General features: G+C 31.0%; 9 protein-coding genes. 4 read left to right on the top strand and 5 right to left on the bottom strand.

The window, feature by feature from the left end:
- The first annotated feature begins 19 nt into the window (after positions 1–19).
- The 4 genes from EV143_RS10995 (at position 20) to EV143_RS10980 (ending at position 8,843) form a co-directional block, all read left to right on the top strand.
- Positions 20–1,654 (top strand): cyclic peptide export ABC transporter, encoded by a 1,635-nt coding sequence (locus tag EV143_RS10995; RefSeq protein WP_133507994.1) that lies wholly within the window; start codon positions 20–22, stop codon positions 1,652–1,654.
- Between the two features lie 106 nt (positions 1,655–1,760).
- Positions 1,761–6,188 (top strand): non-ribosomal peptide synthetase, encoded by a 4,428-nt coding sequence (locus EV143_RS10990; RefSeq protein WP_133507993.1) that lies wholly within the window; start codon positions 1,761–1,763, stop codon positions 6,186–6,188.
- Positions 6,189–6,243: 55 nt separating this feature from the next.
- Entirely contained in the window at positions 6,244–6,882 is a 639-nt protein-coding gene (locus tag EV143_RS10985) for a 4'-phosphopantetheinyl transferase family protein (protein ID WP_133507992.1), read from the top strand.
- A gap of 23 nt (positions 6,883–6,905) precedes the next feature.
- Positions 6,906–8,843: an alpha/beta fold hydrolase gene (locus EV143_RS10980; protein WP_133507991.1), complete on the top strand. Its 1,938-nt coding sequence runs from the start codon at positions 6,906–6,908 to the stop codon at positions 8,841–8,843.
- A 1,231-nt stretch (positions 8,844–10,074) separates the two neighbouring features.
- Here the strand turns inward: EV143_RS10980 and EV143_RS10970 are convergent.
- The 5 genes from EV143_RS10970 to EV143_RS10950 all read right to left on the bottom strand — a co-directional run bounded on the left by EV143_RS10970 (position 10,075) and on the right by EV143_RS10950 (position 14,379).
- Positions 10,075–10,938, bottom strand: coding sequence for a hypothetical protein (locus tag EV143_RS10970; protein WP_133507990.1), 864 nt, complete (start codon positions 10,936–10,938; stop codon positions 10,075–10,077).
- 518 nt (positions 10,939–11,456) lie between these two features.
- A complete protein-coding gene (locus tag EV143_RS10965) occupies positions 11,457–12,032 on the bottom strand; it encodes a hypothetical protein (RefSeq protein WP_133507989.1) in 576 nt (191 codons plus the stop codon).
- Between the two features lie 177 nt (positions 12,033–12,209).
- Entirely contained in the window at positions 12,210–12,731 is a 522-nt protein-coding gene (locus tag EV143_RS10960; RefSeq protein ID WP_133507988.1) for a hypothetical protein, read from the bottom strand.
- Positions 12,732–12,838: 107 nt separating this feature from the next.
- Positions 12,839–13,750 carry a hypothetical protein gene (locus tag EV143_RS10955; protein ID WP_133507987.1) on the bottom strand — a complete coding sequence of 304 codons (912 nt, stop codon included), beginning with the start codon at positions 13,748–13,750 and terminating at the stop codon, positions 12,839–12,841.
- Positions 13,751–13,839: 89 nt separating this feature from the next.
- Positions 13,840–14,379 (bottom strand): helix-turn-helix domain-containing protein, encoded by a 540-nt coding sequence (locus tag EV143_RS10950; protein WP_133507986.1) that lies wholly within the window; start codon positions 14,377–14,379, stop codon positions 13,840–13,842.
- Positions 14,380–15,280: the final 901 nt, after the last annotated feature.

Genomic DNA, 15,280 nt, shown 5'->3' with positions numbered 1-15,280 from the left:
ACCACAAAAAACTTTTAAGATGTTTAAAATATCAGTAAAAAATATTCTTTTTCTGGCTGCATATGCATTGCCAAATACCATTCTTAGCTTCGGAATAGTTTACATTATAAACAATACTTTATCTGGTAATAAGGCATTCATGCAAGACTACACCGGAATGGTTTTTTTCGCCATTATTGTGTATACCTATTTGTTAAACATCATTTTCCAGAAAGGACTAAATGAATTTTCATTTAAAATGTTATATGATAATGAAAAACTGATATTCTCAAAAATCCTTCAGGCATCACTTATAAAATTAGAAAATTTAGGATCTCAGCGTTTCTTTACAGTTGTCGAAGATTTAAGAGTATTCGGACTTTTGCCTTATACAATAACGCATACGGTAAATTCTGTGTTAATGCTGGTTCTTTGTTTAATCTACATGTTTACGATTTCTGTAACTTCTGCTCTTATAGTTGTCGTGTTGATTATTGCCGTTGCAGCGTGTTATCTGTTTGTAATCAATTCGATGTCTAAAAAAGTAGTAGGCCTTAGAGAATACAATGATGACTATTATAAGTATGTAGATGATGTAATGAAAGGATTTAAGAAATTAAAATTGAGTTTCTTCAGAACTGAAAATTTGATGAATAAATTTTTAAAACCAAACCGAGATCAGGCTGGAGAATTAGACTTTAAAATTAGTTACACCTTTTTGTCTATTAATCTTATTAGCCAATACGGTTTGTATGCCATTATTGCGACAATTTTGTTTTTATTACCAGGCTGGGGATTGCTGGCTCAGGCAGATGTTATTGCTTATGTTGTGATCGTTTTATTCATATCGGGCCCAATAAACAACCTGATTAACCTGCAGCAAACATACACCCGTTTTATTGTTGCTCACCAAAGAATCAAGAATTTCTTAAAAGATTTTGAAGTACATGAAGATATAAAGCCACAAATCGAAGTAACGAATACGCCCTTTGAAAGTATCGAATTCAAAGACATCCATTTTTCATACAACAATAATCTTAACGATACAGCTTTTGCTTTAGGCCCTGTAAATCTAACCGTAAATGAAGGCGAAATCATCTTTATTGTTGGCGGAAACGGTTCAGGAAAAAGCACCTTTATCAACACATTTACAGGTTTGTACACACCATCTAAAGGTGAAATACTCTTAAACGGAAAAGAAATCCAATCCAGTCAGGAAATTCAAAATTTAATAGCTGCGGTATTTACAGACGATCACATATTTTCTCATAATTATGAAGAATATACGGTGGAGAATAATCCGGAATACAAGCAATTACTGGAAATGATGAAACTGGATAAAGTAATTACAGATGATAAAGAAAGTTCTGCGAGAAGAAAATTTTCTAAAGGACAAGGGAAAAGAATGTCTATGATTTTTGCTTTAATGGAGAAAAAACCAATCCTCGTTTTAGATGAATGGGCTGCCGATCAGGATCCTTATTTCAGGAAATTTTTCTACGAAGAACTCATTCTAAAATTAAAAGCAGAAGGAAAAACAATTATAGCCGTTACACACGATGACGCCTATTTTCATCTGGCAGACAGAATTATAAAATTTAACTACGGTAAAATTGATACCGAAGTAAAAGTGGATAAAACAAAAGAATACAATAAAGAATTATTCTGGGCATAGAGCACTTCTTCAGAACTTTATAATCAAAAAAAACTTATTTCTTCAATTCCTTACAACTAAGCTAAACTTCTTTTGCTTAGTTGTCTCTATGTAAAAATATTTTAAAATGAAACTGACCCTTCCTCAACAAGATGTTTATTTCGAGCAGTTATTATATCCTAACGAAGCCATATATAATATTGGCGCTAAGATTAAAATAAAAGGAGTAATAAATGCAGAAGTCTTTAAAAAAGCATACAATGCACTTATTAAGCAGCATGATGCGTATAGAAGTGTGCTTATTAATGAACAGGAAAATGTTACGATAAAAATAGTCGAAGAGCATTATTCAGAATTAGGTTTTGTCGATTTTTCTCAATATCAGAAGCCTTACGAAGCAGCAACTTCTTATATGCAGGAGGAATTTGCCAAACCTTTTGATTTGTTAGGAGAACATCTTTTACATGTTTTTACTCTGGTTAAAGTCGGGGAAAATTATCATTACTTATTTTCTGTGTATCATCATATTATAACAGATGGATGGGGAACGTCACTGATGTTTCAGAGATTAGTTCAAAATTACAACGAGATTCTTGAGTACGGAGAAATTACAACAATCTACCCTTTTAGTTATAAAGATTTTGCAGAAGATGATGCGGCTTATCAGGAATCTGAGTCTTATGATGAGGATAAAAAATATTGGGTTAAAAAATTTCAATCTTTATCTGAAAACTTATTTGATAAAATAGAAGATAATATTCAAACCAATAAAAGTGAGCGTAAAGAACTGATTCTTAAAAGAGAAGTTTATAATCAGTTAAGTCAGTTGGCAACAACTTATAAATGTTCTACGTTTAATCTAATTCTGGCGATTTTATATACCTATTTTGGGAGAAAACACCAGAATAATAATTTTGCAATAGGTTTACCTGTTTTAAACAGAAGCAAATCAATTTACAAGAAAACAGTTGGGCTTTTCATGGGAATTTCGCCTTTAAGAATCCCGATAGACTTTAATGCTTCTTTTCAGGATTTAATTGTTGAGATAAAAAATACCTTAAGAAATGATTATCGTCATCAGCGATTTCCGTTAGGAAAACTAATTCAGGAACTTCAGATTTTTAGTGAGAAAGAAAGGTTATTCAACATCACACTTTCGTACGAAAAACAAAATTATTCTAATAATTTTCTTCACACACAAACTCAGGTAATTCCGTTAACGCATAAATCAGAACGTGTTGCTTTGGCCATTTATATAAGAGAATTTGACGAACAGGAAGATGTAAAAATTGACTTTGATTATAATTTAAATTATTTTAATGAGGTACAAATTACGCGAGTGGTACAGCATTTTGAAAATTTAATTTATGCCATTTTAGATACTCCAAATCAAATATTAAAAGAATTGGATTATTTGGGGAAAGAGGAAAAAAAGGAGGTTTTAGAAACATTTAATAATACAAAAGCTGATTATCAAAAAGAGAAAACATTCCTTGATTTATTTGAAAAACAAGTTGAAAATTTTAGTTCCAAAGAAGCTTTAAAAGACGATTACAAAACCTATTCTTATTCGGAACTTCATAAATTATCGAACCAAATAGCAGCATATTTTATAACGACTTATGGCGAAGAAGATAAATCTCCCATTGCGGTTTTATTAGGGCGTTCTGCCAATATTGTCATTGTTTTATTAGGAATACTAAAGTCTGGAAGATCCTATATTCCTTTGGACCCAACATTCCCTGAGGATAGATTGAATTACATTATAGACAATAGTCAGATTAAAGTTCTTATAAATGAAAAAGAACATTCCTTAAATACAAGTGATGAGGTACAAACCATATCCTTAGAAACTATTTTAGAAGAAATAAAAGCATTTGAAGGAAATCAATCTGTAACAATTTCACCTCAGGATACTGCTTATATCATTTACACATCAGGTTCAACAGGAAACCCAAAAGGTGTTGAAATTGGACATCAGTCATTGCTTAATTTTTTGATCAGTATTCAAAAAGAACCCGGAGTTCAGTCAAATGATGTATTTTTTTCGGTAACTACTTATTCTTTTGATATTTCGATTCTGGAGTTTTTTGTGCCCTTAATTTCCGGAGCTACCTCATATATTGCAAATCAGGAAATTTTAGCAGATCCAAATGCGATTATTCAAAAAATAGGAGAGATACAGCCGACCATAATCCAGGCCACGCCAAGTTTTTATCAAATGTTGTTTAATGCTGATTGGGTTGGAGATAAACGATTAAAAATACTTTGTGGAGGCGATTTATTAAGTGAAGCATTAGCCGAAAAGTTAATAGACAATAGTTTAGAAGTCTGGAATATGTATGGCCCAACAGAAACTACGATTTGGTCAAGCCACAAAAAACTGGAGGACTCGAAAGAAGCATCAAACATTGGTAAACCCATACACAATACACAAATCTACATACTAGATTCATTTTTAACGCCGAAACCAATAGAAACTTCAGGAGCCATTTACATCGCCGGCGATGGATTAGCAAAAGGGTATTATAAAAATGAGCCATTAACTAAAGAAAAATTTATTAAAAACCCATTTGATGCAACAACTTTAATGTACGAAACCGGAGATGTTGGTAAATGGAATGAAAAAGGCGAAATAGAATTTTTAGGAAGAAATGACAATCAGGTTAAAATTAGAGGCTATCGAATTGAACTGGGAGATATAGAATCACATTTAAATGAGATTTTCGGAATTAGAGAATCTGTTGTTATTGCCAGAAAAGGAAATCAGCAAGACGTTTTTTTAGTTGCGTATGTTTTAAAAACGGAAGAAGAAATTGATACAAAAGAAATTTTGAATGCATTAAAAATCAATCTTCCCTATTATATGATTCCGAATGCCATTATTCTTTTAGACGAGTTTCCGTTAACACCAAATCAAAAAATTGACCGAAAAAATTTAGCACAAAGAACCATTGAACATGATAAAATTGAAGATGATTTTAAAGCGCCAAATTCAGATTTAGAAAAAATACTTTCTCAATATTACACAGAAGTGCTAGACAGTAAAAAAGCAATAAGTGTAAACGATAATTTTTTTGCTCTTGGCGGACATTCATTAAACGCAGTTAAACTAGCGGGATTAATAGCCAAAAATCTTTTGTTCAAAGTTACTTTAAAAACGATTTTCGATTATCCTACAATTGAATTAATGACGAATTATTTAGCGACTTTAAAACCGAATCATAAAACCAGTATTCCTTTTACGTCTCTAAAAACAGATTTTGTCATAACGCCTTCGCAACATGAATTGTGGATTGCCTGTCAGGATTATCAAAAGTCAATTGCTTACAATATGGTAGCTGTTTTTGAAATCAAAGGAACTGTTTTTCCTGATAAAATTAATCATGTCTTATCACAATTAATTATTGAAAATGAAATACTTCGAACCAATTTTGTAGAAAGTAAAGGACATGTTTTTCAAAAAATAAAACAAGAGGAAACCGTTGCTTTTAAAATAACTAAATTACAAACTAAAAAAGATAAGGCTGCACAAATTATTCAGGATTATATAGAAACTCCTTTTGATTTAGAACATGATTTGCTTTTAAAAATGATGCTTCTACAAACCAGCGACACAACATCAACATTAGTATTTTGTACACATCATATTATTATGGATGGTGTTTCATTAGAATTTATAACCAAACAATTTGTCCAAGACTATAAGCATTCGGGTACTTTAATTAAAAAACAAGATATTCAGTTTAAAGATTATACAGCCTGGTTATCATCTAATAAAGAAAATACTGCAGCTTTAGACTTTTGGAAAAAATACTTAACGGGTTATGTTATAAAAGAAACGATTACAAGTGATTTTAATCTTGATGAGAAACTCCAAAAAGGATCACATTTTTATGAGGAATTTACAAAAGAAGAAACAAAAGCTCTGAAACAGTTTGCCCAGAAGCAAAAAAGTACACCGCATAATATTGTAATTTCTGTTTTAAATGTGCTTGTTTATAAAATTAGCGATCACAATGATATTGTATTAGGAACAGTCAATTCAGGAAGAAATGTATCTGATATTGCTGCAATGATAGGAATGTTTGTAAAAACGCTGCCTCTTCGTGTTCAGTTAAACGAAAGTCTGGATTTTTTAAGTATGTTAGATCAGGTTCAAAAAAACATGCTTTTAATGGATACTTACCAGGATTTTCCATCACAACTCAAAAAAGAAACTTTGTTTGATGTTTTGGTAACGTATCAAAATCCGGATTTTTCATTTCAGGAAACTATAAAAATGGATCATGCTGAATTAAAATATATACCCGCAGATACAAATTACAGCAGGTTGCCTTTATTATTTAATTTTTTTGAAAGCAATGGCAATCTCAAAGTCAATGTTTCATATAACAACAAATACGAAGAAATCACAATCGCATTTCTGATAACAACTTTTAAAAAATTATTATCTCAACTAATAGAAAAACCTTCGATTAAAATATCAGAAATTGAATATCCGATAACAATAACCAATAAGCTGGAAGAAATCGATTTTGACTTTAATTTTTAGCATTTATAAATACTTTATTCTATTATTTGATTTTAATCTCTAAAAAAAATATCTTTTGATTTACATTTATTATTCTTACCTGTCCGAGGAAAATCATGAAAGTTTATTGAAAAATGATTTACCTCAATTTCCCGCTGATTACCAAGAGAAAATCAACCGATTTCAAAGGTGGCAAGATGCCCAATTATCGCTTCTGGGACGAATATTGCTATTTAAAGGAGTAAAAGAAACCTACAAGCAGAAACCTGAAGCCAAAGAGATTATACAAACCTTGTATAATAAACCCTATTTTGAAGATAATTCAGTTCTTTTTAATATTTCACATTCAGGTGAAATTGTGGTTTGCGCCTTAAGCGACGAACATGAAATCGGGATTGATGTTGAAATTATAACTAACATTGAAACAGCTGATTTCAAATCTCAAATGACCCAAAAAGAGTGGGACAAAATTGTTTTGTCTTCGAATAAAAAAGAAGCCTTTTTTGATTATTGGACTCAAAAAGAAGCGGTCTTAAAAGCTCAGGGACACGGATTGATCATTCCCTTAAAATCATTTGAAATTTTAGATAATACTACTAAAATCAATGAAGAAAAATATTATCTGACCGAAGTAAAAATAGATGAAAAATACAAATGTCACCTCTCACTAAAAAACGATATTAGTGAAATTTACCTCAAAAAAATTACCCTGTAAAACCATAATTTAATTCAATCAAAATGAAAAAATTAATTATCCTGTTTTTATTACTATCTATGTCATCAACTTGTTTGTTTGCGCAAACAAATACCTTTAAATTAGAAAAAAGAACCACTTTTTTTCCCGGAGATAAAAACCTTGCTCAGGAAAACATAAAATGGTCGTACTTAACCGTTCCTGAAAACTGGGATAAACCAACAGGAAAAACCATTAAAATTGCTGTGGCAGTTTTAAAAAGCACTTCAAAAAATACAAATTCAAATCCGGTTGTCTATATAGACGGCGGGCCAGGATCTGGAGGTGTTGCTGGAATATGGCCGTGGCTGGTCCATCCGTTAAGAAAAAACAGCGATATTGTTTTATTTGATGTGAGAGGTACAGGAAATTCTCTGCCAAAATTTTGCCCGGACTTAGGGAAAACATTTTTGGAAATATTAGCAAAAAATCAGAATAGTACGCAGGATGAACAGCAAAAAACAATTGCTTCAATAGCCTGTAAACAAGATTTATTAAACAGAGGTATTGATATAAATGCCTATAACAGTAAATCAATTGTTAAGGATTTAAATGCTTTAAAAATTGCCTTAAAATACGATAAGTGGAATGTTTATGCTGTTTCGTATGGTACTTATACCGCTCAGGTTTATGCAAATGACTTTCCTCAGGATATTAAATCACTAATTCTCGATTCTTCGATTTCAGATATTGCCCAATATTACAATTATAATACGGAGAATTATATGAATAGTCTAAAAAAGGTATTTAGCGCTTGCGAAAATGATCCTAACTGTAATAAGCAATATCCAAATCTGGAAAACACATATTTTAAAACCATAGAAAAATTAGCGAAAAACCCAATTACAGTTAAGGTTGACAATAAAATAATTCCAAGCGGAAAGTTTACCTATAATGCTGAAGATTTTAAAATTGCGATTCAGCAATCACTATATCAAAAAAAATTAATAGAAGTAATACCGTTATTGATAACTGAATTTAATAAAGAAAATAAAAGTACTTTGAGTTCTTTGGTTGCTGCTTTTTCAGGAGCTTTGGGTTTAGATTATGGTCAGTATTATTGTGTAAGCTGTAATGAGGCTGTACCGAATAATTCTGTTTCAGAATTTAATAAAGATGCACTTGATTACAAAAAATTAAAAGGCGGACTTTCGTTTTACAAATCAGATTTTGTAGTTTGTAATAAATGGAATTTAGGAGCAAATAAACGATTAGCGGTAAATGATTTATCAAACCTTTCAGCATTAACGGCACCGGTATTAGTATTTGCAGGAAATTTTGATCCTATTACTCCGGCTTCAAATGGTAAAATTACAGCAGCGAGATTCAAAAACGGATTTCTGGTAAATGCCCCAGTTTCGGGTCATACGCCTGCTTTTTCAAAACTTGGAGTTCAAATTGCTGCAGAATTTGTAAAAAATCCAAATCAAAGACCGGATACAAAAGAATTAGAATCAGATAATAAAGTTCATTTTGTTACAGATGTAAAAATTAATGCAGGAGTTTCTAGTTTCGCCAAAAGTCTTAACGAATTTAACCTCCTCTTTTTTGGTCCGCTTTTTACAGCACTCATTATATTATTAATTTCAATCTTCTTTTTTGGTTATGAATTGATTGTAAAAACAAAAGATAAAAAACAAAATAAATTTTTAAAGTATTTAATTATAATAACCTCCTTATTAAGTTTTTTTACCATTATCGGATTTATTTTGGCTGTAAATACCACGGCTCAGGATAATTTTTATATACTTGCTTTCGGAATATTCAATCAATTTAATTATCTCTTTATAACGCAATGGGTTTTTATACTATTTACAATACTTTCAATACTTTATTTTATTCTTAAAATCCAGACGATTTCAAATAAAAGCGTTAATGCAACAATCTTATTTTCGTTATTGGTTGTGGGGATTTATTTTGAATATTGGGGATTTTTGTTTTAAAAAGTAATTGTTAAAATAAAATAAGATAAAATATAAATTTTATAAAGTAAGGAAAGTATTGAAATTTAAAAAGCACCTCATTGAGGTGCTTTTCGCGGAATTTAAGATACTCATTTATTTTCTGGTTGGAATAAACTGGCAGAACTCTGCCACGCTGCAAACAAAGCGGGTGATCTTTATACTTCTTAATTATTTTAAGTGCCTGAGGTAGGAGCGGGACATTCGTGCTAGAATTTGTTTTTCTGTCTCTCAGACATGATCCATAAGTTGCAGTCAATTCCATTTTTAATATCTGACCTACTAAGCTGGTATACGTCAATGTAAGCCAATCCTGTGTAGCACTGAAATACAAACACATCTCTCACTACATTGAGCCTGTCTGTAGTGAAATAATGTCTTTCCAATTCATATAATTCCTGAGTTGAAAGAGGTTGTTTTACCAACTTTGTTTTTCTTCCTTTGAGGTTTTTAAAAGGATCTTTTAGAATTATCTCCTTGTCAATTGCACGGATTACTGTTTTTTTGAAATTAGCAATGTATTAAAGTTTATATTGTTGCTGCAATTTCTAATTGTTCTAAGGTAAAACTCAAAGTCTTTTATGAATTGAATATTCCCATTTGCGTTTGGTGGATGCTTCTTTAGTAATGCCGTCTACGGCTATTCTAAGATGAACTGCTCTAATTTTACTTCCTTTGTGGGCTGTTTTCAAAAAAAAACATCCCAAAACTCTTCTCTCACATAATTCAACTTTTTAGATTAATAAATGTAGAATTATACACTCAAATAAACAAGTCATTAACCTCCTTAACTTTTGTATTTACAAGCGTTCAGGTGTGATTCTGTGGCACATTTTGCTGAAAGATAAAGATTGGAAATTTCCTTAAAAACAAAAAGCTGCAAATCCTTGGATTTGCAGCTTTTTTATATTTTTTGAATTTACTGGAGATTTTAATTTTTAGCAATGAAATTTTCCATAAAAAAAGCCCTAATTTTCATTAGGACTTTTTTGTGGGGAGAGCAGGATTCGAACTATAAGCTTGAAACCCTTGTATTTCCTGCGTTTTTAATTTTTTAAAACTAGATTGCCACGATGTTGCCACGAAACTTAAAAAGACAAAATTTTCTAAAAAAAAAAACTTTTTAAAAAATTTAACTTGTTTAAAATGAATGTTATAATTCATTATTTGAATATCTAGTAATGATGGTTAACGGACTATGGCTGGCACATAATTAGTCAACTATTTGTGTTCCGGCTGCGATAAGCCGGAACAGCGGTTCATATTTTTTTATATGACGGTCCAGATTCTGGTTTATGTCGGCTGGACCGATACTCCCTTGCAGGCAGTATAATTTTTGGTTGTAGGCAAACATAAACTGCAGCATACGTATTTTCTTCCTGGTATCTGACAAATTTAATATTTCTTCAACTTCAATCATCATTCCAGGTAAACCATCAATGGTTATAGTTTCAGTACGTATAATGTTGGTATGAGAAGATACCATTTCACTAATAGTCTTTTTGTTAAGAATAATATTTTTGTCTTCTGCAGTCAGGTCATGAACCACTATTAGAATTTTCTCAGAGCCTTTTCCGTCATGGCTTGTAAACTGCTGTACGGTTTCAGACATTTCTGCTTCCTCAGCTCTCCAGCTTTTAGGTATAATTACTTTAACAGCAGACTTTTCAGCTTTAGGATGTCGATTGGTTGTAAAATCAACAACATGTCCATCAATAACTTCCTGATGTGGAGCATCATAGTATGCAAATGAAATAATACTTTTTTGAATATCGTCTGCCTTACTGAGCAGTAATTCGAATCTGACTTTTTTAAGAAAATTGCGTGCATATTCTTCTTTTTGAATTGGATGTTTTAAATGTTCATTCAGCAAAGAGTCTATTCTTCTTTGCATTGAAGTGAATTCTACATTGTCCAGCTCATATTTTAAAAATTGATCTATATTTTTCTCTGCACGTCCAAATACTAATTGTGAACTATCTGCCACCGCCTTAACATCATTCTGAAGTTCCGGGAACTGTATTCCGACTTTCTTGAGAGCGGCACTCTGACCTTTTAAAAAGGCATAGGTCTCCATAGCCAGCTTGAGCTTAGGTGTGAATTTCTGCTCCTGTGAGTAAGAAAGGCTAGTAAAAACACAGTATATAATTAATAGCAGCGTCCTCATAAGGTTATTATATTTAATTGAAATAATTCTTACAAAAGCAAAATTAAATTGTGAATGGTATGTTATTTTACATAGTTAAAATATCTCCTTTATATAATCCCCACACACGACCAACAATTGTAAGATGATAATTGAAACGGATACCGATAGATTTGTTGCAAAGAAAGAAAAAACACTGTAAGGGGATATTTTAATTAGCGAGTTTTATCCTTATTTCAGGTATAATTGATGTGTAATTTGAATTTGTAGGTAATAATAATATATTCAGGATGGACCAATATAAAAAGTACTGGAGGGTGACAAACCCAGGCACAAAAGGATTTAACTGCTATCGGGGCTAATAGAGCCATTATTGTTCTTTTGCTGTAATTCAAAGCATAAAAACTTGTCGGTATAATTTTAATTCAATTAAAATATAGAGAATAATTTCATAAGTCGTTGAGAAAGCTTTGACCTTTAATCCTTTTCTTTTTTATAATTTCAAAGATGCTTAATAAAATTATGGCAATTATAATTCCTTGGATAAATAGCATTAGTATTGCAAATGGGAGGGATTCGGTAAATTCAGTATTTTCCCTTTCAGTTCCATATTCCCGATGGAAAATCGTCACCATTATAACAAACCGTTCAAAATAGAAGCCTATTTTCATAAAAATGGCTACAAATAGTACATAATAAAAGTTTGAAGATATTTTTTTTATAAATAATGCGAAAGGTAAAATCAATCCGGATAAAAACATTGTCCAATACGCCCAGCTGTATGAACCTGTCGCTCTTTCAATAAATGCAAATTCTTCAGGATAAAATATCATTCCTGCTAATGAATAAGTCCAGGTAATTATTGAATATAAAATGATTATCCAGCAAATTAAATGCAGTACTTTTTTAGTTGCAAAACGTTTTTTGAAAAGAAGCTCTATAACTATTAAGGTTAGAATTATTGGAATAAGACAGTGAATCAGGTTCGCATCAATTATTTCAATAATTCTTTTGTATAAATTCATGTTTTCTATGTTTTGAGGTAAAATTACGCGCAACGTTCCGGTGCCACAGCGGCTTTGAGACTAAATTAAGCTCTTCGGATTTTCCGCTTAAGCGATAGCGATCAGGCCAAGTAAATAAACTAACTTTCCATTAAACTCCAATGCTCAAATCCAGTTGAACCTGTTAACAAACGTATTTTATTCAATATTATGTCTTACGATTTTATTTCCCCAACCATTAAATTCAGAAAATCTAAATTGGATAAAACTATTCACATCAGGCATTTTTGATAATGATTTTTCCGCTATTTTATAAACTTCAATTGTTGGGATTAAACTATGATTGCTATATCCTCCAGTACCACCATATAAATTAGATGTTCCTATTTCGATTGTTTTTGAAATCAGTTTAATTAGATCTTGATTTAGATTTTGATAGATTTTTTTTAATTCCTTATATTCTGATGCATCTATTGTTGGAAAATCATCTGGAAATTTTTCGTATTCTATCTCTAAGATGTTAGTTGGATTTAAATCACTAATTTTTTCATCCCAAACGTCTAAATTTTCAGACTCTGTAAATTCCCATAACTGAGTTAAAAGTTTGTCAATACTTTTGATTTCTATTTTGTTTTCTGAAATATATCTCTCAATACATTTTACGCCAAAAGCAAACCTGCCTCTTATTGAAATTTTTTTAAATACTTTTTCTATGTCCATCTATGGTAATTTTTTGCTACAGTTCTCAAGATAACCTTCTTCGTAAAAATGAATTTTCCGTCTAAGAAAATTCCGCAATTGCGTAAAGAGGCTGTTAGCATAAGGTTTTATTCAATTCCCATTTTGTTTTGTAAACAGTCTAAGTACAAATTTTTATTTAAAAATATTTTGTTACCTAACATTCCCGTCATTCCCGAAAATTTCATCATTGCATATTGCATTTTCGAATAACCTTCTACGTAAGTAACATTTTTCAAAGGGATTTTTTGATTGTCAAATATAATGTTTTGATTACAATCTGCGGTATAAGTCGTTAAAACCCTTTTCCAAGATTGCGACTTCTCAATAGTTGTTTTACTATTCGATAATTTTAATTCGTGCCAAACTTCTTTACTGGTTAATAATTCATATGCGCTGGTTCCTGAGTCAAATAAAAAATCTTCTTCCTGTCCTTTTAAAAAGCCTTTAATTATTATTTTTCTCTTTTTAAATTCAAAATCTGCCAAATTTTTTTGAAAGCTTGCTGGCGCTTTATTTAGATTTAATGAAATAAAACTTTCTTTAAAATTAATCAGTGATTTTCGGTTTTCTAAAATATCGGCTCCTATTGTTCCAATGATTTTAATGGAATCATTTTTAATGTCATTTTCTAGTTCATAAATTTTGAAATAGTCCGAAGCTATTTTTGTTTTACCAATGGAAAACGCGGTTTTTGCAACACTTCCCTTTGTTGATATTTGAGAAATATTTTTGATCGATTTTGAATAAAAAACGGTGTAAGGAGAACCGGTATCAAATTGCAAATAATAATTTTCGGCGTCACCTTCGAAATGAATCGGAAGTAGCAAAACATTTTTTTCATTGCCAATCCATTTAAATGAAACGGGACCGCTCTCGTTTTCGACCTTCAAGTAATTTTGTTCCGGTGTAAATTTTTGATCAAAATAGATGTAGCCACTAATGGAAGACAAAACAAATAAAACTAAAAAAGCCAACACAATTTTCTTTACGATTTTCATAAGTATAATTTTTTTACAAATTTCTATTTATGATATCAATTTCCTTTCAAAATTGATATGACAATTATACGTCAATGTGCTGACAGATTTTATAAAAAATTGACTTTTAGTTTTTTAGGCAAATCTTGCTTTTGGTTTAAACTTATCCCGTTTAAAATTACAACTGCTAATTGAAGGACAATAGTTGCTATTAAAGGGATTAAAAATATTGGAAATCTAACAGTTAATCCTTTTTGAAGAAAGGGGCTTGCGATCAGAGAAACGCTTAATGCCATCGTCAGCAGAATTTGAATACTCACCATACTCTTTCCTAAGTCCCTATTTTTAGTGTTTTCTGTTTTGTAAGTCAAAAATAGGGGCACGATCACTCCACCGTATGGAAATAGAATTCCACACAAAATGCTAAGATTAATCAGTTTTGCTCTGTTAACATTTGTGCCTTCTTCTGAAGCTTGTAATTTTTCAGGTGCAATTTCAAACACACTGGCTAGGGTTTGCAGCGTAAATCCTTTTGGAGTATTTCCAGCTTCAATACGTTGAATAGTTCGTAACGAAAGACCCGTTTTTTCAGCAAGTTCAGATTGGGTTAGTTTTTTTTCTTCTCTTAAATGTTGAACTATTGATTTCATTTTGGTTTTGTTTGCGGTTCTGTTAAACTGTCTGATAAGGTTCTGGTACTACACTGAGCTTGGAACTAAATTAAGTCCATTATTCGGATTTGCCAAATCATCTCAAACATATAAAAATAGGTTATTCATTTAGTGCACTTCAGAAAATTGACGTTTTATAAATAATTGTATTTTAGTATTTGATGTTCAGCGGCACATTCGAACCTACACATTTATACACTTGATTTGCATGCTATTTTATTTTTGCAGAAAAGCTTGTGCCACGATTTTGCCACAAAACTTTTGTTGAATATTTTTAAACCGCCTTAACTTTTTGTGGCTAAAAGGTATTTACTTCATAAAAGTAAAAATAAAGTTTGCCTCATGTTTACAAAACTGTTTTTAAAGTTAATAAATCAGGATAATATTAGTTTATTTAATTAAGATTAGGTGTATTTTTTTTTTAACTGTGAAAGCGTTATTTTGAAGTGTACCGGATTTTTTAAGACTTATGAATCCATTTTATACCTAAATGTGAGCAGAGATTTATCGTAATAGCGGATCAATAAAAAAACACCCGTTCACTCAAGAGTTCTTATGAAAAGCTGTGCAAATGTTTCCTGACTTCGGACACGTTTGTTATATACAAGTTGTAATTTATTTACATGTATTAAAAATCCTCGTGTGTTTCAATTTTGAAAGCTAAGAGATTTCGGCTAATTACCCGAGGACTAAAAAAATAAGAAGCGACATTCATATGCCCTTTTTACTTTAATAAATAACTGATTATAATTTGCACTTTTATAAGTGGTAACTCTAACAAAAACTTTAGAATTAAAAACTGATTCGTATATTGTTCTGCTAAAATTAACTATGCCAAGTGGATACATTTTAAAATATCTGCTTTCAAACGTTTTTAAGT

This window comes from Flavobacterium chryseum (assembly GCF_004362015.1).
GTDB lineage: Bacteria > Bacteroidota > Bacteroidia > Flavobacteriales > Flavobacteriaceae > Flavobacterium.
Note: the sequence above shows the minus strand (reverse complement) of the source record. Positions and strands in the feature narration are given on the sequence as shown.